The following is a 20,128-nucleotide window of genomic DNA, read 5'->3' as shown; positions in this document are numbered from 1 at the left end:
CGCTAACCAAGTGTCACCCAGTGTCGCTCGGATGCCACTGATTATTTCCGTGGTTCAATCAATGTGCCGTGCAAGCCAATATGTTGTTGCGCAACCCCACTGCCACCCTGCGATTTTTTATAGATTTGGTACACTGTCAGGCAGGCGATGCAGCCAGCAACCACGGCAAAAATGACCATGCGACGCTCCTTGAGTATGCTTGAAGGAATCAGGCCTGCGGCTGATGATGACCAGGCGAGCAGGGAAAATTCAGTGTGGCATCTTCGGCCTGGGAGACATTGCGGAAGATCAAACGCGCCAAAGTGACGGCACGCTGGGGTTTGATGCGACGCAAAATGGCGGCAATGCGCTCACACACAATGAACGAATCAATGAACGAATCGCATACGGGAGCCACATCATGAATGTTTCTGCCAAACCGCTCGTCATGAAAATCTACCGCGCCTACCTGCGCTCCCGCCTGGAGCGCTACACGCGCGACTTGCAAGCCATCGCCGAACAGCGCGAAAACGACTTCCAGGCCGAACGCATCCTGCACCAGGCCGTCGTCTCGGTGCGCTCGAAACTGCACTCGCTGTAACCGTGATGCCGTCAGCGCTGCCGGCCGGCAACGGCCCAGCGCTCCACCAGCTCGAACAAGCCCTGCGTCAGCAAGGCCAGTACGGCTGCGGGGATCGCGCCGGCCAGCAGCATGTCGTTGTCATTGAGCGCCAGGCCGATGGTGATGCGTTCGCCGTAGCCGCCCGCACCGATGAAGGCGGCGATGGTGGCCGTGCCCACGCTCATCACGGCCGCCGTTTTCACGCCCGCCAGCATCACGGGCAAGGCCAGCGGCAAGTCCACGTGCAGCAGGCGGTCGCGCCGGCTCAAGCCCAGCGCCAGCGCCGCCATGCGCAAGCCTTGCGGCACCTGCAAGATGCCCGTGCACGTGTTGCGCACGATGGGCAGCAGCGCGTACACGAATAGCGCCACCAGCGCCGGCACGGTGCCGATCATGCCCAGCACGGGGATCAATATCGCCAGCAGGGCCAGCGAGGGCACCGTCTGCAGCACGCCGACGAAGGCCAGCACCGTTTGCCGCAGCGGCGCCGAAAACGCCGCCAGCACGCCCAGTGGAATGCCGATCAGACATGCCAAAGCCACCGACAACAGCACCAGGGTCACATGCTGGCGCGTCAGGGTCCACAAGTCGTCGCCGATGATTTTATCGAGCAGCTTGCCGCGCGCGGCGGCCGGCTTGTTCGCCTGCGTGCCGGAAGCCAGCCACTGCCGCGCCACCTCGGAAAAACGCTTGCCATCGATTTCCACGGCCGCATTCATGGCGATCATGTCGCTCTCGCTGATGCGTCCCTGCAACCCTTGCAACGCCAGCCAGGCGGCGGGGAAACGCTGCGGCAGGTCGAGCCGGTACAACAGCATGGCGTCATAGCGGGGGAAATATTGCTGCGTGTCGGCCAGCACGCGCAGGCCGTACTGGCGGATCTTCGCATCCGTCGAGTAAATATCGATCACGTCCACCTGGCGCTGCGCCAGCGCTTCATAGGCGATGCCGTGATCGAGTCCGCGCGGGCGCTGCGGCAAGCCATAACGCGTGGCCAGGCCTGGCCAGCCATCGACCCGGCCGATGAATTCATGCGACAGGCCGAATTTCAGGGCCGGGTGCTGGGCCAGCTGCGCCAGGCTGGCGATCGATTTTTCATCATGGCGCACTGCCAGCGCATAGGTATTGTTAAAGCCCAGCGGCACGGCCACGCCCAGGCCCAGCGCCGCCAGCTCGCGCCGCATCTGTTCCAGGCCGATGGCCTTGTCGTGCTTGAGGATTTCGCTGCCGATGGTGCCCATGTATTCGGCATACACGTCGATGCTGCCCGCCTGCAGCGCGGCCAGCACGATGGCCGTGTTGCCCAGGCCCTGGCGGTGCTCCGCCTTGACGTGCGGCGCGGCGCTCTGCTGGAGGATTTCGCCGAGGATGTACGATTCCGTAAAGCGCTTCGAACCCACCTTCAGGGTGCCGCCATCCTGGGCATGTGCAGGGGCGGCGGCAAAAAACAGCAACAACAGCAGGTAAGACAAGGAGTAAACAACACGCACGCGGCGCTCCAGGGCGGATGATCAATCCGGCAAGCTTACCACCGGCGCGCGCCAGACACCGCCATGCACCACGCCCGCGCACGGGTTCAGGCCCAGCGCATACGCCAGGTCGGCCGGGCGCGCGATGCGCCACAGGGCGAAATCGGCGCGCTTGCCCACCACCAGGCTGCCCGTCCGATCCTGCAAACCCAGCGCGCGCGCCGCGTGGATCGTGCAGCCGGCCAGTGCTTCCTTCGGCGTCAAGCGCCACAAGGTGCACGCCATGTTCATCACCAGCAGCAGGGACGTCATCGGCGACGTGCCCGGGTTGCAATCGGTGGACACGGCCATCGGCACGCCGGCCGCGCGCAAGGCCGCGACAGGGGGCGGCTGCGTCTCACGCAAAAAATAATACGCGCCCGGCAGCAGCACGGCCACCGTGCCGTGTTGCGCCATGGCGGCGACGCCCTCTTCCGACAGGAATTCCAGGTGGTCGGCCGACAGGCCATCGTAACGGGCCACCAGCGCCGCGCCGCCCAGGTCCGACAACTGCTCCGCATGCAATTTGACGGGTAGCCCCAGCGCCCGCGCCGCGTCAAACATGCGCTGCGTTTGCGCCGGCGTAAAGCCGATGCGCTCGCAAAACGCGTCGACGGCGTCGACCAGTCCATCGCCCGCCAGCTGGGGCAGCATCCGCCCGCACAGCAGCTCGATATAAGAGTCGGCGCGGCCCGCATATTCGGGCGGCAGCGCGTGCGCGCCGAGGAAGGTGGTGCGCACAGTGACCGGCAGCTGTTCCCCTATCCTGCGCGCCACGCGCAGCATCTTCGCCTCGCTGTCCGCGTCGAGGCCGTAGCCGGACTTGATCTCCAGGGTCGTCACGCCCTCGGCCAGCAGCGCCAGCACGCGGGGCAGGCTTTGGCGCAGCAATTCGTCATCGCTGGCCGCGCGCGTGGCGCGCACGGTGGACATGATGCCGCCGCCGGCGCGGCTGATGTCTTCATAGCTGGCGCCATTCAGGCGCGCCTCGAATTCGTCGCTGCGGTTGCCCGCGTGGACGATGTGCGTATGGCAGTCGATCAGGCCTGGCGTCAGCCAGCAGCCCTGGCCGTCGTGCAGCACCGCGCCGCTGGCCGGCAGCTCGTCGCCGGGGCCGAACCACGCGATGCGGCCATCCTTGACGGCGATGGCCGCGTCGAGCAGCTCGCCATAGCCATGCTCCATCGTGGCCAGGTGGACGTTGTGGATGACCATATCCCAGTCTTGCATATGTGTTCCTTCCTAGATGAACAGGTCGACGCGGAGCACGGCCGTGCGCTGCAAGGCGTCGAGCCGCCAGTCCGGTGCATCGTCGGCGTCGAGCAGCAGCGCGTCGTGGCGGGCCAGCGCGAACTGCTGCTCGCCACCGCGTGCCAGCACGTGGCCTTCGCCGGCGACGAACAGCAGGGTCGCCGCGCTGCGCCGCGCCAGCTTGCCCGGCGCCGTGATTTTTTCCAGCTGGTGGCGGCAGCGGTCGCGCCGCGTCATCACATTGAAATCCGTCGTCGGCCCCTTGACCTGCGCAACCACGGCCGCTTCGCCGGGAAACCACAGCATCGGTTGCGCCGCGCTCAAGGTCACCTTGCGCGCGCCGTCCAGCGTCAGCTGCACGCTGTCGCCATCGACCAGCATCAGACTGCGGTCGATGCCGGGAAAGCTGGAAAATGGCCCGCTGGCCGTGATCGTCGCCAGGCTGATGCGCCAGTCGAAATCGTCGAAGCCGGCACCCGGGGGAGCAATCGCAATTTCCGTCGTGCTGCCGCCGCCGTTTTTCCACGGCGCGGCGCGCAGGTATTCCTGCGGGATGAAGGTTGCCATCAGAGTGCCCTCAGTTGCGCCAGGGTGCGCTTGTAGGCGGTGGCGATGGCGTCCTGCGCCACATGGCGCCCATCGCGCACCTGCCACTGGCCGCCGCACAGCACGTCGCGTACCAGGTTGTCGTTGCCGCAGAAAAGTACGCTGCCCAGCACATCGGCGATGGCCACGCCGTACAGGTTCACATGCGCGTCGTCGAGCACCAGCAAGTCGGCACGGCAGCCCGGCGCCAGCGCACCGAGCTTGCGCCCGGATGCCTGCGCGCCGCCCTGCAAGGCCGTTTGCCACAGATAGTCGCCCACATGGCGTTCATCCGGCGTGGCGGCCACATTGCGCTGCTGGCGCTGCAAGCGCTGGCCATATTCGAGCCAGCGCAATTCCTCCACCGGCGACTGCGACACGTGGCTGTCGCTGCCGACGCCGAAACGCCCGCCGGCGGCGATGAATTCGGCCAGCGGGAACAGGCCGTCGCCTAAGTTCGCTTCCGTCGTCGGGCACAGGCCTGCCACGGCGCCGCTGGCCGCCATCAGCGCCACTTCATCCGGCTGCACATGCGTGGCATGCACGAGGCACCAGCGCGCATCGACGTCGATCTGGTCGTACAGATACTGCACCGGGCGCAGGCCGGTGACATCGAGACTCTGGCGCACTTCGCCCTGCTGCTCGGCGATGTGGATGTGGATGGGGCGGTCCGCAGGCAGCGCTTGCGCCACTTCGCGGATCTGCGCCACGCCGGCCGCGCGCAGGGAATGGGGCGCAAAGCCCACCTCCACCTGCCCGCCGCGCTGCGGCGCCAGCGCTTCGACGATGCGCAGCACGTCATCCGCACCGGTGCGAAAGCGCGCCTGCTCAGGTTTGAGGGGCTGTGCGCCGAAACCCGCATGGCTGTACAGCACGGGCAGCATGGTCACGCCGATGCCGCTGAGGCGCGCCGCGGCCAGTACCCGTTCCGCCGTTTCCGCAGGGCGCGCATACAGCGCGCCGGCCGCATCGCGCTGCAGGTAGTGAAATTCGCACACGGCCGTGTAGCCATGGCGCAGGCATTCGGCAAACAGCTGTGCGGCGATGGTTTCCATCTGCGGCGGCGTGATGTGGTGCGCGAAACGGTACATCAGGTCGCGCCAAGTCCAGAAGCTGTCCAAGCCATCCCCGGCGACTTCCGTCATGCCGCCCAGCGCCCGCTGGAACGCATGCGAATGCAGGTTGACCATGCCGGGCAAGACATATTCGGCCACTTCCGCGCCAGGCGGCGCTGCGGTGTTGTCCGCCACCGCCGTCAGATCGCCGGCCGCATCCCATTCCAGCAGCACGTCGCGGCGCCAGCCTTGCGGCAGCAGCGCGTGGCGGGCAAACAAACAGCCGCTCAACGCGCCACCCATGCCACAGCCGCTTCCATCATCTGACGCAGCAGCGGCTGCACCTGTGCCGCCAGGTCGGGCCGGTAGCCAAACGGCGCCGTCTCGTCCATGTACAGGCACTGGCACATCTCCAGCTGGATCGCATGCACGCGGCTGTCCGGCTGGCCGTAATGGCGCGTGATGTGGCCGCCTTTGAAGCGGCCATTCAGCGCAACCGTAAATTGATCCTGCGCGCGCGCGATATCGACCACGGCCGACGTCAGGCCGCCATCGCAGCTGGCCCCATCGGCCGTGCCGAAGTTCAGGTCGGGCAGCTTGCCGTCAAAGAAGCGCGGCACATGCGAGGCGATGGAATGGGCATCCCACAGCACCACGGCGCCGTGCACGCGCAGCAGCCGGTCCAGTTCCGCGCGCAGCTGCGCGTGATACGGCGCCCAGTAGCGCTGCAGCCGGCGCTGCACATCGGCCGCATCGGGTTCCTTGCCGGCCAGGTACAGCGGCTCACGGTGGAAGGTATCGTTGGGCAGCAAGCCCGTCGTATCCTGGCCCGGATACAGATTCGTGTCTTCCTGCGGGCGGTTCAAGTCGATGGTGTAGCGCGACCAGCGCGCCGACAGCACGGACGCATCCATCTCCTGCAAAAAACCATACAGTTCGCGCAAATGCCAGTCCGTATCGGCCTTGACCAGGGCCTGGGGCGTCATGCGCGCGGCGATATCGTCGGGTATGTCGGTGCCCACGTGGGGCATCGACACGAGCAGCGGGATGCTGCCTTCGTTGAAGCGGAAATCCATGCTTGTCTCCTTGCGCCCGCTCAGGCGTACAGCGGGGCGAACAAATTCTTGCACTTGCTGCTCAACTCACCCTGCAGCACCATCTGCTTGGCCGCTTCGATATCGGGCGCGAAGAAGCGGTCGGCGTCGAAGAACGGCACTTTCTGGCGCAGCTGTTGATGCACGTGCTCGAGGTGCGGCGAGGTTTTCAGCGGACGGTGGAAATCGATGCCCTGCGCGGCGGCCAGCAGCTCGATGCCGACGATGACGGCCGTGTTGTGCGCCATGTCGTCCAGGCGGCGCCCGGCGAACGTGGCCATGCTCACGTGGTCTTCCTGGTTGGCGGAAGTGGGCAGGCTGTCGACGCTGGCCGGATGGGCAAGCGACTTGTTTTCCGACGCCAGCGCGGCCGCCGTCACATGGGCGATCATGAAGCCGGAATTGACGCCGGGGTCGCGCACGAGGAAAGGCGGCAGGCCGGACAAGGTGGCGTCGATCAGCAGCGCGATGCGGCGCTCAGCCAGCGCGCCGATTTCAGCAATCGCCAGCGCCAGGGTGTCGGCCGCAAAGGCCACCGGCTCGGCGTGGAAATTGCCGCCCGAGACGATCTCCGCCTGCCCGTTCGGGCCATCCTGGAAGATCAGCGGATTGTCCGTGACGGCATTGGCTTCGATCAGCAGGGTGCGGCCGACGTTACCGATCAGGTCCAGGCAGGCGCCCATGACTTGCGGCTGGCAGCGCAGGCTGTACGGGTCCTGCACGCGCTCGTCGCCTTCCAGGTGCGAGGCGCGAATCGCGCTGTGCGCCACCAGCTGGCGGTACATCTGCGCGGCCAGGATCTGCCCCGGCTGTCCGCGCACGGCATGCACACGCGCGTCGAATGGCGAGTCGCTCCCCTTGGCCGCATCGAGCGACAGCGCGCCCGTGACCATGGCCGCTTCCAGCAGGCGTTCGGCCATGAACAGACCATGCAGCGCCAGCGCGTTCGACACCTGCGTGCCGTTGATCAGCGCCAGGCCCTCTTTCGCCGCCAGCACGACGGGTGCGATGCCGGCCTGCGCCAGCGCTTCGGGCGCCGCCATCAATTCACCGTTGACGCGCACCTCGCCCACGCCCAGCATGGCCAGGGTCATGTGCGACAGCGGCGCCAGGTCGCCCGAGGCGCCGACGGAACCCTTGGCGGGAATGGCCGGCATGATGCCCGCGTTGTACAGCGCGATCAGGGTGTCGACGATCAGCGGGCGCACGCCGGAAAAGCCGCGCGCCAGGCTGCCGATCTTCATCAGCATGATCAGGCGCACGACGGCGTCCGACAGCAGTTCGCCCGTGCCGACCGAGTGCGACAGGATCAGGTTGCGCTGCAATTGCTCGAGCTTTTCATCGGGGATGCGCGTCTTGGCCAGCAGGCCGAAACCCGTGTTGATGCCGTAGGCCGCATCGCCCTTGGCGACGATGGCTTGCACGGCGGCGGCCGATGCTTCGATGACGGGATAGGCCTCGGCGGCAAGGATCAGTTTCGCGGGTGCGGCCCACACGGCGCGCAGGTCGCCCAGGGTCATCGCGCCCGGTTTCAGGGTCCAACTTTTGGAGTGCTGTGTCATGTTTGCTTTCACTTCGTATTAAGCATCGGCAGGTTCAGGTTGTTACGCTTGGCGCAGGCGGCCGCTGTTTCGTAGCCGGCATCGGCATGGCGCATCACGCCCGAGCCGCTGTCGTTGACCAGCACTCTAGCCAGGCGTTTCGCCGCCGCTTCACTGCCATCGGCCACGATGACCATGCCCGCATGCTGAGAATACCCCATTCCCACGCCGCCGCCATGGTGCAGCGAGACCCAGGTGGCGCCGCCGGCCGTGTTGAGCATGGCGTTGAGCAGCGGCCAGTCGGAAACGGCGTCCGTGCCATCCTTCATGCTTTCCGTCTCGCGGTTCGGGCTGGCGACGGAGCCCGTATCGAGGTGGTCGCGGCCGATGACGATGGGGGCCTTCAGTTCGCCCGTGCGCACCATCTCGTTGAAGGCCAGGCCGGCGATGTGGCGCTCGCCCAGTCCCAGCCAGCAGATGCGCGCCGGCAGGCCCTGGAAGGCGATGCGCTCGCGCGCCATGTCCAGCCAGTGGTGCACCTGCTTGTGGTGCGGGAACAGCTCCTTGATCTTCGCATCCGTTTTATAGATGTCTTCCGGGTCGCCCGACAGCGCCACCCAGCGGAACGGCCCGCGCCCTTCGCAAAATTGCGGGCGGATGTAGGCGGGCACGAAGCCGGGGAAGTCGAAGGCGTTCTGCACGCCCTGGTCGAACGCCACCTGGCGGATGTTGTTGCCATAGTCGACCGTGTGCACGCCCATGGCGTGGAAATCGAGCATCGCCTGCACGTGGGCGGCGCAGGAGTCGGCGGCGGCCACCGTCAGGCGCGCGTGGCGCTGCGGGTCTTGCTGCGCCGCCTTCCAGTCCGACACGCTCCAGCCGCGCGGCAGATAGCCGTTGACCAGGTCATGCGCGGACGTCTGATCCGTCACCAGGTCCGGCACCAGGCCGCCCGCTTTCGCGCGGCGCACCAGTTCCGGCAGCACTTCGGCCGCGTTGCCCAAGAGGCCAATGGAGATCGCTTCCTTGCGTTCGGTGTGGTACTTGACCAGCTCCAGGGCTTCGTCCAGGCTGGCCGCCTGCTTGTCCAGGTAGCGCGTGCGCAGACGGAAGTCGATGCTGCTTTGCTGGCATTCGATATTGAGCGAGACGGCGCCCGCCATGGTGGCGGCCAGCGGCTGCGCGCCGCCCATGCCGCCCAGGCCCGCCGTCAGAATCCAGCGCCCGCCCCAGTCGCCGCCGAAATGCTGGCGGCCCGCCTCTGCGAAGGTTTCATACGTGCCTTGCACGATGCCCTGCGTGCCGATATAGATCCAGCTGCCGGCCGTCATCTGGCCGTACATGAACAGGCCTTGCCGATCGAGTTCGTTGAAGTGTTCCCAGTTCGCCCATTTCGGCACCAGGTTGGAGTTCGCGATCAGCACGCGCGGCGCATCCGCGTGGGTCTGGAACACGCCCACCGGTTTGCCGGACTGGATCAGCAAGGTCTGGTCGTCTTCCAGTTCGCGCAGCGAGGCGAGGATCTGGTCGAAACAGGCCCAGTTGCGGGCGGCGCGGCCGATGCCGCCGTAGACGACCAGATGCTGCGGATTTTCCGCCACTTCCGGGTCCAGATTATTTTGCAACATGCGGTAGGCCGCCTCGGCCTGCCAACTCTTGCAAGCCATGACCGTGCCGCGCGGGGCGCGGATGGTACGGCTGGCATCAAAGCGTGGATCGGTGTCCATTGTGCTGTTCATGCTGTCTCCTCGTAGGGTGCGAGCGGACATGCGTGGTCCGCTCTGGTACTCCCAGCATAGGTTGTCTATACAACCAAGTCAACAGGTTTTCTTTGGGGTCAGACCCGGCGGGTCTGACCCCAGCCTTTATTTTTTCTCGAACACGCGCTTGCCCGCCACCCACGTCTGCAGCACCCGCGTCTTGCCAATCGCCGCTGGAGCCACGGTGAACAGGTCCTGGTCGACGACGATAAAGTCCGCCCATTTTCCCGCTTCCAGGGTGCCGATGACCTTTTCCTGGTGCGCCGCCCACGCCGCGTCGAGGGTGAAACAGCGCAGCGCTTCCGTCACCGTCATGGCTTGCTGCGGGTACCAGCCGCCAGCCGGGAATCCTTCGCTGTTTTGCCGCGTCACGGCCGCGTGGATGCCCTCGAACGGGTTTGGCGACTCGATGGGGAAGTCCGATCCGCAGGCGATGCGCGAACCTTGCTTGAGGAAGGTGCGCCATGCATACGCACCCTTGATGCGCTCGTGCCCCACGCGCTGCTCCGCCATGTTCTGGTCCGAGGTGGCGTGCGTCGGCTGCATCGACGGCACGATGCCCAGCGCCTTGAAACGGGGGATGTCGCTCAATTGCACCACCTGCGCGTGTTCCATGCGGTGACGCAGGCCCACGCTGCGGTATTGCGCGGTCAAGGCTGCATAGCCGTCGAGGATTTGATGGTTGCCCGCGTCGCCGATGGCGTGCACGTTCACCTGGTAGCCGGCGCGCATGGCTTTTTCCATCTTCGCGCGCATGGCGGCGTCCGGGTAGAACAGCAGGCCGCTGGTAGAGGGATCGTCGCTGTACGGTGCCAGCAAGGCAGCGCCGCGGCTGCCCAGGGCGCCGTCGGACAGCAGTTTCACGGCGCGCAAGGCGTACATATCGCGCGCATAGCTGGTCAAGGGACCGTTTTTCGACAGCGCGTCGAAATCGTCCGTCGTGTCGGCAATCATGCCGTACACGCGCACCGTCAGCTTGCCGTGGTCCGCATAATCGCGGAACAGCCGGTCCTGCATCTGGCCGATGCCCGCATCGTGCACGCTGGTCAGGCCTACCTGCGACAGCTGCGCCAGTGCGCCGTCGAGGGCGGCACGGTTTTCCACGTCGCCCGGCTTGGGCAGTACGGCATCCATCAAGTCCATGGCACTGTCGACCAGAACGCCGGTGGCATTGCCCTGTGCATCGCGTTCGATCTTGCCGCCCGCCGGATCCGGCGTATCGCGCGTGATGCCGGCCAGTGCCAGCGCACGGCTGTTGGCCCAGCCCGCGTGACCATCGACCCTGCGCAGCCACACGGGCCGCGCGCTTTCCGCCGCATCAAGTTCCGCCGCCGTGGGGAAGCGCCCCAGCTTCCAGATTTCCTGGTTCCAGCCATTGCCGACAACCCAGCTGCGTTCTGGATGCGCCTTGGCGAAGTCGCCCACGGCCTGCACGGCGGCCGCCAGCGACGCGGAACCGTACAGCATGACGCCACTGGCAATCGTCCCCAGGCCGAACACGTGGCCATGTGCGTCGATCAGGCCAGGCAGCACGGTTTTTCCCTGCACGTCGACGTGGGTCGCGCCCTTGGCCGCCTTGCGTTTCACCTGCGCGGCGCTGCCGACGGCGAGCAGCTTGCCCGCATCGTCAAAGGCCAGCGCCGTGAAGCGCACCACCTTGCCATGTGCATCGAGCGTGTAGCCGTTGGCGTTATCGATGACGGTATCGGCGTGGGCGTAAACGTGGGTCAGGGCGCCCAGGCAGGCGAGAACGAGCAAGGTACGGCGCGGGATCGGCATTTCCATCTCCAAGTCTTGAATGAAAAGACGAGTGTATAGAAATTGGCAAAATGGTCAATCAGGCAGCGTGAGGTTCCCGTACCATCAGCCAGTAATCGCAGCCCGTGACGGCTTCCCCATACCGCCCCGCCACCACGAAGCCCAGGCGGGCATAGAACGGCAGGCTGCGTTCGTTGTACGTCTCTAGGAAGCACGCGGCACCGGCCGCATCGACGGCCGCCAGGCCAGGCGCCAGCACGGATGCGCCCAGCCCTCGGCCCTGTGCGGCTGGATCGATGCCGGCGATCGACAGATACCACGCATCCTGCAGACCATGCGGCGCCAGCGCGTGTTCCATATTCTCGACGATGGCCGTGAAATGGGCGAAGCCGCGCTCCCCCAGCAGCGCGCGCAAAGCTGCTTCGCGCTGCGCATACGCAGCCTGGCGCAGGGCCGTCGGCGTGTCCGTCGTCCAGATCGCGGCACCATTGCCGACCTCATTGCACACATCGCCGGCCAGGTCTACACGGCCCGCTTGCTCCCCCTCGGCCAGCGCCAGCGCGAAGTACGCTTCCAGCATCGCCAGCCGCGCCGCTTCGTCCTCGCCGCACGCCACCGTGACGGTGCGGTAGAAAGGGTCGCCGATCAGGGCGGCGGCCAGGCTGCGGGCGGTGCGGGAGGTTTCGGCAGGAAATGGGCTGGACATGGTTCTCTTTCTTTTTTTGGAAACGCCCGGCATCTTAGCGCAAGCGCGCAGGCCTTGCGCCTGGCCAATATCACCACAGGCCTGCACTGGTATTTCATGTGGAGCAGCATGGCCGAGCACCATGTCACGCGACCTTACCTGGCCCCGTCCTCCGGCTTTTGCGCCGGCGCCCTGAACCATTCCTCCGGCGGCACCACCTGCGACTCTTTCGGGTCATCGATGTAGTGCGGCGAGGTGATCTGCACGTCGAATTCGTTGAAGACGTCGATGATGTTCTGGTGCAAGCGGTTCAGTACTTCGGCGCGCTGGCGGGGGACTTCGGCGCTGGCGTAGGCGACAAGGCGGTATTGCACATAATAGTCTTGCAGGGCCAGTTGCATCACGTACGGTTTTGGCGAAGTGGACAGTTCCGGCGTGCGCGAGGCCGCCAGTTCCAGCATGGCGTGCACTTGCCGCCACGGCGTGGCATAACCGATGGTGACGGTGGAGTCGAGCACGAAGCCGCCGCCGGGCTGGGCGCGCGAATAGTTCTTTGTCGTTTGCGACATCACCCACGCGTTCGGCAAGGCCACCTCTTCGCCCAGGCCCGTGCGCAAGCGCGTCTCGAACATGCCCACGTCGACCACCGTGCCCTCGCTGTCGCCCACGCGCACATATTCCCCCTTGCGCAGGGCGCGCGTGTACATCAGGATCAGGCCGCTGGCGCCCTGCCCCACGATGCTCGACGCGCCGATCGACACCATCAGGCCGACCAGCACGGACAGGCCCTGGAAGGCCGCCGTGTGCGAGCCGGGCAGATACGGATACGCCATGGCCAGCGCGAACAGCCAGATCACCACGCTGGCGATGCGGCGCGTCGGCAGGGCCGTGTCCTTGTCGAGCCAGCCGATTTGCAATTCTCCGCTTTCCACGCGCTTGAACAGCGAGGCGGCCGTGGCGGCGATCAGGCGCGCGATGGCAAAGATCACGCACACCAGCACCAGCCCCGGCAAGGCGCCGATGATGGCATGGAAGACGTCGGCCGCCACGTCGAACAGATAGCCGTTCAGGCTTTCGCCCCAGGAACGCGTGTAGGGCAAACGGCCCAGCACGAAGGCGGCCCACAGATACGTGGCCATCAGACGCAAGCCCCACAGCACGGCGCTCAGCAGTTGATACGCAAAGGCAATGTAGTGTTCGGCATCGAGCACGCGCACATTCTTCAGGCGCACGTCGCGCAGGCGCGAGGCCAGCAGGATGCCGCTGCGGCGCTTGGCCCAGCGATAGAAGCGCGTCAAGCCCATCCATACCAGCCAGAACACAAGCGTGGCGGCCGCGCACACGGCGGCGGCGATGGCCAGGTAGCGCCAGCTGCTCTGCTCGCGATAGTCAAACACAGCCTTGCTCAGTTCGCCGGCCGCCGCTTTCGCCACGCTTTCCGTCGTGTCGCCGGCCAGCAGGTTGACGTCGCCGGGCACGACGACGAACAGCTGCACGCCATCGAGCAGCACCTGCGTACCTTCGGAAATCGTGCGCGTGCTCGCCTGCAAGGGGCCGTTTTTTGCCAGCACGCTTTCCAGGCGTGCGCTGCGCCCCGATGGCCCGCTCATCGGGCGGATAGCCGGCCAGCGCGGCGCGGAAGACGAATACCTTGCGGTTGGCAAACATCAGCGGCGCCGTCCTGGCTGCGGCTTGCGACGGCGCCACGACGGTCCCGGCCTCCGCAACGAGCGCGGGCACGCCATCGTCCGCATAGGCTGAGGGCAGCAGGAAAATGGTCAACAGGCACAACAGGCGGAGCAGCGCGGACATGGCGGAAATGAAAGAGTGACAAGGAGTAGCCATCATGCCATGTAATCCTGGAAACTCAAGGATCACACGTACTGCTCAGCTCGCATCATGGAAAATGATGCCCAGGGTGTGGCGCAAGCCCGAACGCAGGCGCGACACGCCATGGCGCATGTTCACGCGGTAAGTGCCGCGCGTGCCGTTCACGGGGCGCAGCGCGACGGGAAAGAGGACGGCGTCGCCCTGCGCCAGCGGCACCACTTCGGCGCGCGACTGCATGCGCGGGCGCTGCTCCGTCAGCACGAACTCGCCGCCCGTGAAATCGTCTTGCGGGCGCGACAGCAGCACGGCCAGTTGCAGCGGAAACACGTGCTCGCCATACAAGTCCTGGTGCAGGCAGTTGTAATCGCCTTCACGGTAGCGCAGCAGCAGAGGCGTGGGCCGGGTTTGCCCGGCCGCATGGCAGCGCGCGAGGAAATCGGCGTGGCTGGATGGAAAGCGCGTCCCGATGCCCATGGCGGCGTGCCAGCGGTTGGCAATCGCCGCCAAGGGGGAATACAAGCTCGCGCGCAAGGCGGCCACCACGTCCGGCAATGGATGCGCCCAGTACTGGTACTCGCCCTGTCCAAAACCGTGGCGCTGCATCACGACCTTGCTGCGAAAGCGCGACGCGTCGTCGTACTGTGCCGCCAGCGCCGCGCACTGCGCGGGATCGAGCAAGCCCGGCACGACGGCGCAGCCATGCGCATTCAGCTCATCTTCGATCCGCTGCCAATCGAGCGCCTTCACCGCTCGCCCTCGCGCTCGAGCAGCGCCTGCTTGCGCTCCACGCCCCAGCGGTAGCCGGACAGCGCGCCATCGTTGCGCACCACCCGGTGGCAGGGAATGGCGACGGCCAGCGCATTGGCGGCGCAGGCACCGGCCACGGCGCGCGCGCCTTGCGGGGCGCCGATGCGGCGGGCCAGCTCGGCATAGCTGACCGTGCTGCCGGCGGGAATCTCGCGCAAAGCTTGCCACACGCGCTGCTGGAACACGGTACCGCGTACGTCGAGCGGCAAGTCCAATCCCAGGCCCGGCGCCTCGACCAGGCCGACGACTTGCGCCACCGTCTGTTCATAGTCGGCTTCCGCGCCGCGCAGCTCGGCTTGCGGAAAACGGTCCTGCAAGTCGCGCAGCAGCACTTCCGGATCGTCATCGATGAGGATGGCGCAAATGCCCTTGTCCGTGCTGGCCACGAGAATGGCGCCCAGCGAGCAGGCGCCAATCGCAAAACGGATCACGGCGCCGCTGCCGCCGGCGCGAAAGGCGCCCGGCGTCATGCCCAGCAAGCCGGGCGTGGCCGCATACAGGCGGCCGCTGGAATTGAAGCCGGCCGCATACAAGGTTTCCGTGACATTCGCTTCGCCCTGCAAGCCGGCCTTGAGGCGCTCGCCGCGCCGCGCCGCCGCGTACGCTTTCGGCGTGATGCCCGTGTGCGCCTTGAAGACGCGGTGGAAGTGAAAGCGGCTCATGCCGGCCGCCTGTGCCAGGCTGTCCAGGTCGGGCAGCTCGTCGCTGGCGTCGATCAGCCGGCAGATGTCGGCCACGATGGCCGCCTGGCGCTGGGCCAGCGGCGGCAAATTCGGCTTGCAGCGCAGGCAGGGGCGAAAGCCGGCCGCCTCCGCCTGTTCGCAACTGGCGTGGAAAGCGACGTTGCGGCGCAAGGCGGGGCGCGCGGCGCAGGAAGGCCGGCAATACACGCCCGTCGTGCGCACCGAGTAATAAAAGACGCCGTCGGCATCGGGCGCGCGCCGTTGCAGGGCATCCCAGCGTTCATCGTCAGTCAGGTAAGCGTGTTCCATGGCGAACTCCGTGCAAGTCAATATTAAGAGCCTATCCCAGTAGATGAATACATCCCCTGCTGGGATAGTCTCCAAGTCACCAGCATAGCCAGCACCCGCGCGCACCACACTCCGGCGCTTGCTTTTGAATTCAAAAAAGGCTGGCGGCAGGCATCGTGCTCGGTGCTAAAATCGGCCATCGCGCCTCCAGCCGGCGGCGTGCCCTGCCCGCGCCTCGGAGAAACCGCATTGGACGATCACAATACACAAGAAAATACGCCCATTTTCCAGCGCATCAAGGATTTTCTGCTGGCCGGTATCGCCGCCGGGCGCTGGAAGGAAGGCGACGTAATTCCATCCGAGCAAGCACTAGTAAAACAATTCGGCGTCTCGCGCATGACGGTCAACCGCGCCGTGCGCGAACTGACGAGCGAACAGGTGCTGACCCGGCGCCAGGGTTCCGGCACCTATGTGGCGCAGCAAAAATACCAGGCGACACTGTTGGAAATCAAGAGTATCGCCGATGAAGTGCGGGCGCGCGGACATATCCACCGCAGCAGCTTGCAATTGCTGGAACGCACCAAGGCGTCCGACTTGCTGGCCAAGCAATTCGGCCTGCCGCCCGAGCACCCGCTGTTCCACTCGCTGATCGTGCATTTTGAAAACGGCGTACCGATCCAGGTGGAAGACCGCTGGGTCAATCCCGAGTGCGCGCCCGACTACATGACGCAGGATTTTTCCAGCATCACGCCGAACGAATACCTGATGGCGGCCGCGCCCCTGCAAGGCGCCACCTACAGCATCGAAGCGCTGTCGGCGCCGCGCGACATCGCCGAAATGCTGGCCATCGACACGAAACAGCCATGCCTGGTGCTGCGCCGCCAGACGCGCTCAGGCGGCAAGATCGCCTCGATCGCCACCATGTGGCATCCCGGACACCGATATCAGTTTGCCGGCAGTTTTACCTGAGGTCATACAACGCCATTCCGTAGCACGATTTCGCGCCAACTTTCTCTCAGATTCTCACAAAACCGCAAAAAAAACAGCCATTCCGGGGCAAAAAAAATCCCGTTTTGGCTGTTTCAGAACTTAACTACTGCGAGCAAATATTCGATGCTATAGTTGCCGCCAGAAAGCGCCGCAGGCGTTTATTTGAGCGCGCATCATGCACTGTCAGCCCAGTTCCATCATGCCCCAGAAAGGGATGCATTTGTCGTATTGCAGCCACACGAGTTTCAGCGCACCACGCCCCCGGCGCCCTGCGCTGCACCGGCTCGCTCATACGATGCTGGCGGCAGGCATGGCGCTTTCGTTGCCGGTGCAGGCGGCGGCACAGGGCATGGCGCCAACAGTGCTGTGGCCATACGCTGCCGCCAGCGCCACCGCCCTGGCGGGAGTGGCTTGCTGGCAAGCATGGCGGCTGCGGCAACAGTTGCGCCGCCTGCTCCTGCCCGCGCACGCCCTGGCCGAACAGGATGCGGGGCAAGCCTTGCGCGGCGCGGCCCTGGCTGGCTGGACCTGGCGGCGCCAGTCCGGGCGGCTGCAGTTCGCGCCCCAGTACCAGGACGTGCTGGGCGACAAGAGCGCCAAGCTCGACCATGCACTGGACGAGTGGCTGGCCGAAGTGCACCGCGACGACCGCGCGCGCCTGAGCCTGGCATTTCGCCAGCATCTGGACGGCCAGGCGCCCGGCACCTTCAATTGCGAATTCCGTTTGCGCCACAGCGACGGCCACTGGCGCTGGCTGCTGGCGCGCGGCGCCGTGCTGACACGCGCTTCGGATGGCGCCGCCACGCAGGCCAGCGGCATCATCTGCGATATCAGCGAACGCAAGCAGGACGAGCAATCGCGCATGCGCTCGATGCTGGAAGCGGCGCCCGAAGCCATGCTGGTGGCCGACGTCGAGGGCAAGGTGCATTACGCCAACCAGATCGGGGCGCGCTGCTTCGGCTATCCGCTGGCCGAATTGACGGGCATGTCGCTGGAGCAATTGGTACCGGAAAGCACGGCCAGCCATTCCGTGGGCGACCCGCAAGCACGGCACAGCCTGCCGGGGCGGGTGATGATGGCGCGCCGCCGCGATGGCACGCATTTTCCTGCCAAGGTCAGCCTGTCGCCGCTGCGCATGGCCGGCCAGGTGTTTTCCATTGTCTCGCTGCGCGACATGACGCAGCGGCAACGCGCCGAGGAAGCGCTGCACGCCAGTTCGGAACGCTACCGCCTGATCGTGCAGACGGCCGCCGAAGGCATCTGGATGACGGGTGCGGACGGCAAGACCACCTTCGTCAATCCGAAGATGGCGCACATGCTCGGCTACACGGTACAGGAAATGCTGGGCCGTCCCCTGCTCGACTTCATGGACCGCGACAGCCAGCTGCTGATGCAGCGCCGCCTGGCCAGCCACGGTAGCTTCGCCAGCCAGCCGGACCAGGTCGATTTCCGCTTCTTCCGCAAGGATCAGTCCAGCCTGTGGGGCTTGCTGTCGAGCACCAGCATCCAGTCGGACAACGGCGAGCCGGGCGGCACCCTGGCGATGATCACCGACATCACGGAACGGCGCCAGGCGTCGATCGCGCTGTCGAACTCGAGCCAGCGCATGGCGTCCGTCTTCGGCGCCGTGACGAATGGCCTGGTGGTGCAGGACAGCCACGGCCACATTCTGGAAAGCAACGCCGCCGCCGAGCGCATGCTGGCGGCCAGTCCTGCCGGCAACAGCCTGTGGCAAGCCATCCATGAGGACGGTTCCCCCTTCGACCAGCGCAGCCATCCCGTGCACATCACCCTGTCGACGGGTGTCGCCATGCGCGACGTGCTGATGGGCGTGCAGCAGCCCGACGGCAGCCTGTCGTGGCTGTCCGTAAATACCGAGGCCATCCGCGATGAATACGGCAAGGTGGGCATGGTGGTGGCCAGCCTGACGGACATCACGTATCACAAGCGCAGCGAAAGCGCCTTGCGCGAACTCAATGAACATCTGGAAGAGCGCGTGGCGCAGCGTACCGAACAGCTCGACCAGGCCAAGCAGGTGGCCGAGGAAGCGAGCCTGGCAAAGGGACAATTCCTGGCCAACATGAGCCATGAAATCCGCACGCCGATGAATGGCGTGATCGGCATGGCGTATCTGGCCCTGAAAACGGATCTGGAACCGCGCCAGCGCGACTACCTGGAAAAAATCCGCTTTGCCGGAGAACACTTGCTGGGCATCATCGACGACATCCTCGACATCTCGAAAATCGAGGCGGGCAAGCTGGAGATCGAGCGCGTCAACTTCAGTTTCGACCATGTCGTGCAAACCCTGATGACGGTGGTGGCGCCGCGCGCCGCCGGCAAGAATCTGGAATTGCTGTTTGAAATCGACCCGCAATTACCAGCCGTGCTCGTGGGCGACCCGCTGCGCCTGGGGCAAGTGCTGATCAACTACGCCAATAACGCCATCAAGTTCAGCGAACAGGGCAGCATTACCGTGAAAGTGCGCAAGGTGGTGGCGGACGCCAAGCACTGCCTGGTGCGCTTTGAAGTGTGCGACCACGGCATCGGCCTGTCGCAGGATGAAATGAGCAAGCTTTTCCAGTCCTTCCAGCAGGCCGACACCTCCACCACGCGCGAATATGGCGGCACGGGCCTGGGCCTGGCCATCTGCAAGCAGCTGGCGCAGCTGATGGGCGGCGACGTCGGTGTCGACAGCCGTCCCGGCGCCGGCAGCACCTTCTGGTTCACGGCCAACCTGGGCATTTCCGACCAGGCGGCGCCGGCCATGCTCGACAGCATGGTGCAGACGGCGGCCGCCATGCGCGCCAGCGCCGACGCGGCCCTGGTGATGCGCACGCTCAAGCATGCGCGCATCCTGCTGGTGGAAGACAATACGTTCAACCAGCAAGTGGCGCTGGAATTGCTGGAAGAAGCGGGCGCTTCCGTCTGCCTGGCCAACAATGGCGAAGAAGCGCTCGACCTGCTGCGCCAGACCCAGTTCGACTGCGTGCTGATGGACGTGCAGATGCCGCTGATGGATGGCTTGCAAGCGACGCGCCACATCCGCGCCGACCCGCAGCTGGCGCATTTGCGCGTACTGGCCATGACGGCCACGGCCACCAGCGAAGACCGCGTGCGCTGCCTGGACGCGGGCATGGACGATTTCATTTCCAAGCCCATCCAGCCGGCCATGATGTACCAGACCATCGCCAGCTGGCTGCCGGCGCGCGAGACACCGCCGCCACCGGCGCGCAGCCGCGCCGCGCCCGCCTTCAAGACCACCCTGGCAGGCGACCCGCAGGTGATCGACCTGTCCATCCTGGCCAAGTTGCTGGGCTACAACCCGGAAAAGGTGCGCAAGTTCGCCTTCAAGTTCCTGCAGACGACGCAGGATGGCTTTGGCGACATCGATGCGGCCCTGGCGCGCGGCGACGTACACCAGGTGCGCGAACTGGGGCACCGCATCAAGTCGTCGGCGCGTACCGTGGGCGCCCTGGGATTGGCCGAGCTGTGCCACAACCTGGAAACGCTGGCGCCGGGCGAACCGGCCGACGAGGCGGAGCGGGCACGGCGCATCGTGGCGCGCCTGTGGCCCCTGCTGGAACAGATTACCGAACAAATCATGAATAACACCAGCTTTGCCAATGACGATTAGCTACCGCCAAATTACGCTATGGCAAGGTATCGGCATCGACAGCGATGCATATCAACAG

General features: G+C 65.6%; 16 protein-coding genes. 3 read left to right on the top strand and 13 right to left on the bottom strand.

Annotation, left to right across the window (positions count from 1 at the left end; genetic code table 11):
* Positions 1-41 precede the first annotated feature (41 nt).
* Positions 42-179: a hypothetical protein gene (locus SKZ59_RS01565; RefSeq protein ID WP_161781466.1), complete on the bottom strand. Its 138-nt coding sequence runs from the start codon at positions 177-179 to the stop codon at positions 42-44.
* A 221-nt stretch (positions 180-400) separates the two neighbouring features.
* Here SKZ59_RS01565 and SKZ59_RS01560 point away from each other — a divergent pair, with 221 nt between their 5' ends.
* The gene (locus tag SKZ59_RS01560; RefSeq protein ID WP_034746290.1) at positions 401-580 is read left to right on the top strand and encodes a hypothetical protein; all 180 of its coding nucleotides are present in this window, start codon (positions 401-403) and stop codon (positions 578-580) included.
* Positions 581-591: 11 nt separating this feature from the next.
* Here the strand turns inward: SKZ59_RS01560 and SKZ59_RS01555 are convergent, their stop codons facing one another.
* From SKZ59_RS01555 to ada, 12 genes are all read right to left on the bottom strand, one after another.
* Positions 592-2,091, bottom strand: coding sequence for a glycine betaine ABC transporter substrate-binding protein (locus SKZ59_RS01555; RefSeq protein WP_413774524.1), 1,500 nt, complete (start codon positions 2,089-2,091; stop codon positions 592-594).
* 21 nt (positions 2,092-2,112) lie between these two features.
* Entirely contained in the window at positions 2,113-3,339 is a 1,227-nt protein-coding gene (gene hutI, locus SKZ59_RS01550; RefSeq protein ID WP_319990621.1) for an imidazolonepropionase, read from the bottom strand.
* 12 nt (positions 3,340-3,351) lie between these two features.
* Positions 3,352-3,927: a HutD family protein gene (locus tag SKZ59_RS01545; protein ID WP_319990620.1), complete on the bottom strand. Its 576-nt coding sequence runs from the start codon at positions 3,925-3,927 to the stop codon at positions 3,352-3,354.
* Entirely contained in the window at positions 3,927-5,303 is a 1,377-nt protein-coding gene (locus SKZ59_RS01540) for a formimidoylglutamate deiminase (RefSeq protein ID WP_319990619.1), read from the bottom strand. Before SKZ59_RS01540 ends, SKZ59_RS01545 begins: the two co-directional genes overlap by 1 nt.
* Positions 5,288-6,076, bottom strand: coding sequence for an N-formylglutamate deformylase (gene hutG, locus SKZ59_RS01535; RefSeq protein WP_319990618.1), 789 nt, complete (start codon positions 6,074-6,076; stop codon positions 5,288-5,290). The genes SKZ59_RS01540 and hutG overlap by 16 nt, the downstream gene beginning before the upstream one ends.
* Before the next feature lie 20 nt (positions 6,077-6,096).
* Positions 6,097-7,656, bottom strand: a complete 1,560-nt coding sequence (gene hutH, locus SKZ59_RS01530) for a histidine ammonia-lyase (RefSeq protein WP_046684340.1) — start codon at positions 7,654-7,656, stop codon at positions 6,097-6,099.
* Between the two features lie 8 nt (positions 7,657-7,664).
* Positions 7,665-9,374 (bottom strand): urocanate hydratase, encoded by a 1,710-nt coding sequence (gene hutU / locus SKZ59_RS01525; RefSeq protein WP_128141824.1) that lies wholly within the window; start codon positions 9,372-9,374, stop codon positions 7,665-7,667.
* A 126-nt stretch (positions 9,375-9,500) separates the two neighbouring features.
* Positions 9,501-11,180 carry an amidohydrolase gene (locus tag SKZ59_RS01520; protein ID WP_413774523.1) on the bottom strand — a complete coding sequence of 560 codons (1,680 nt, stop codon included), beginning with the start codon at positions 11,178-11,180 and terminating at the stop codon, positions 9,501-9,503.
* A gap of 52 nt (positions 11,181-11,232) precedes the next feature.
* Positions 11,233-11,859: a GNAT family N-acetyltransferase gene (locus tag SKZ59_RS01515; RefSeq protein WP_319990617.1), complete on the bottom strand. Its 627-nt coding sequence runs from the start codon at positions 11,857-11,859 to the stop codon at positions 11,233-11,235.
* Between the two features lie 134 nt (positions 11,860-11,993).
* A complete protein-coding gene (locus SKZ59_RS01510) occupies positions 11,994-13,448 on the bottom strand; it encodes a mechanosensitive ion channel family protein (protein ID WP_319990616.1) in 1,455 nt (484 codons plus the stop codon).
* A 277-nt stretch (positions 13,449-13,725) separates the two neighbouring features.
* Positions 13,726-14,415 carry a 2OG-Fe(II) oxygenase gene (locus tag SKZ59_RS01505; RefSeq protein WP_319990615.1) on the bottom strand — a complete coding sequence of 230 codons (690 nt, stop codon included), beginning with the start codon at positions 14,413-14,415 and terminating at the stop codon, positions 13,726-13,728.
* Positions 14,412-15,467 (bottom strand): bifunctional DNA-binding transcriptional regulator/O6-methylguanine-DNA methyltransferase Ada, encoded by a 1,056-nt coding sequence (ada, locus tag SKZ59_RS01500; protein WP_072454961.1) that lies wholly within the window; start codon positions 15,465-15,467, stop codon positions 14,412-14,414. The genes SKZ59_RS01505 and ada overlap by 4 nt, the downstream gene beginning before the upstream one ends.
* Before the next feature lie 228 nt (positions 15,468-15,695).
* Between ada and hutC the strand changes: the two genes are divergently transcribed.
* Positions 15,696-16,415: a histidine utilization repressor gene (hutC, locus tag SKZ59_RS01495; RefSeq protein ID WP_034746253.1), complete on the top strand. Its 720-nt coding sequence runs from the start codon at positions 15,696-15,698 to the stop codon at positions 16,413-16,415.
* Positions 16,416-16,746: 331 nt separating this feature from the next.
* A complete protein-coding gene (locus tag SKZ59_RS01490; protein ID WP_319990614.1) occupies positions 16,747-20,070 on the top strand; it encodes a PAS domain S-box protein in 3,324 nt (1,107 codons plus the stop codon).
* The last annotated feature ends 58 nt before the right edge of the window (positions 20,071-20,128 follow it).

Origin of the sequence: Janthinobacterium sp. GMG2 (assembly GCF_033949445.1) — a bacterium.
GTDB classification, from domain to species: domain Bacteria; phylum Pseudomonadota; class Gammaproteobacteria; order Burkholderiales; family Burkholderiaceae_D; genus Janthinobacterium; species Janthinobacterium aestuarii.
This window is presented reverse-complemented; position numbering and strand designations above follow the sequence as displayed.

Bases quoted from the DNA above. Each gene is read 5' to 3' on its own strand.
- SKZ59_RS01565 (WP_161781466.1), bottom strand. From the start codon at position 179: ATGGTCATTTTTGCCGTGGTTGCTGGCTGCATCGCCTGCCTGACAGTG.
- SKZ59_RS01560 (WP_034746290.1), top strand. From the start codon at position 401: ATGAATGTTTCTGCCAAACCGCTCGTCATGAAAATCTACCGCGCCTAC.
- hutI (WP_319990621.1), bottom strand. From the start codon at position 3,339: ATGCAAGACTGGGATATGGTCATCCACAACGTCCACCTGGCCACGATG.
- SKZ59_RS01545 (WP_319990620.1), bottom strand. From the start codon at position 3,927: ATGGCAACCTTCATCCCGCAGGAATACCTGCGCGCCGCGCCGTGGAAA.
- SKZ59_RS01540 (WP_319990619.1), bottom strand. From the start codon at position 5,303: ATGGGTGGCGCGTTGAGCGGCTGTTTGTTTGCCCGCCACGCGCTGCTG.
- hutG (WP_319990618.1), bottom strand. From the start codon at position 6,076: ATGGATTTCCGCTTCAACGAAGGCAGCATCCCGCTGCTCGTGTCGATG.
- hutH (WP_046684340.1), bottom strand. From the start codon at position 7,656: ATGACACAGCACTCCAAAAGTTGGACCCTGAAACCGGGCGCGATGACC.
- hutU (WP_128141824.1), bottom strand. From the start codon at position 9,374: ATGAACAGCACAATGGACACCGATCCACGCTTTGATGCCAGCCGTACC.
- SKZ59_RS01520 (WP_413774523.1), bottom strand. From the start codon at position 11,180: ATGGAAATGCCGATCCCGCGCCGTACCTTGCTCGTTCTCGCCTGCCTG.
- SKZ59_RS01515 (WP_319990617.1), bottom strand. From the start codon at position 11,859: ATGTCCAGCCCATTTCCTGCCGAAACCTCCCGCACCGCCCGCAGCCTG.
- SKZ59_RS01510 (WP_319990616.1), bottom strand. From the start codon at position 13,448: ATGAGCGGGCCATCGGGGCGCAGCGCACGCCTGGAAAGCGTGCTGGCA.
- ada (WP_072454961.1), bottom strand. From the start codon at position 15,467: ATGGAACACGCTTACCTGACTGACGATGAACGCTGGGATGCCCTGCAA.
- SKZ59_RS01490 (WP_319990614.1), top strand. From the start codon at position 16,747: ATGGCGCTTTCGTTGCCGGTGCAGGCGGCGGCACAGGGCATGGCGCCA.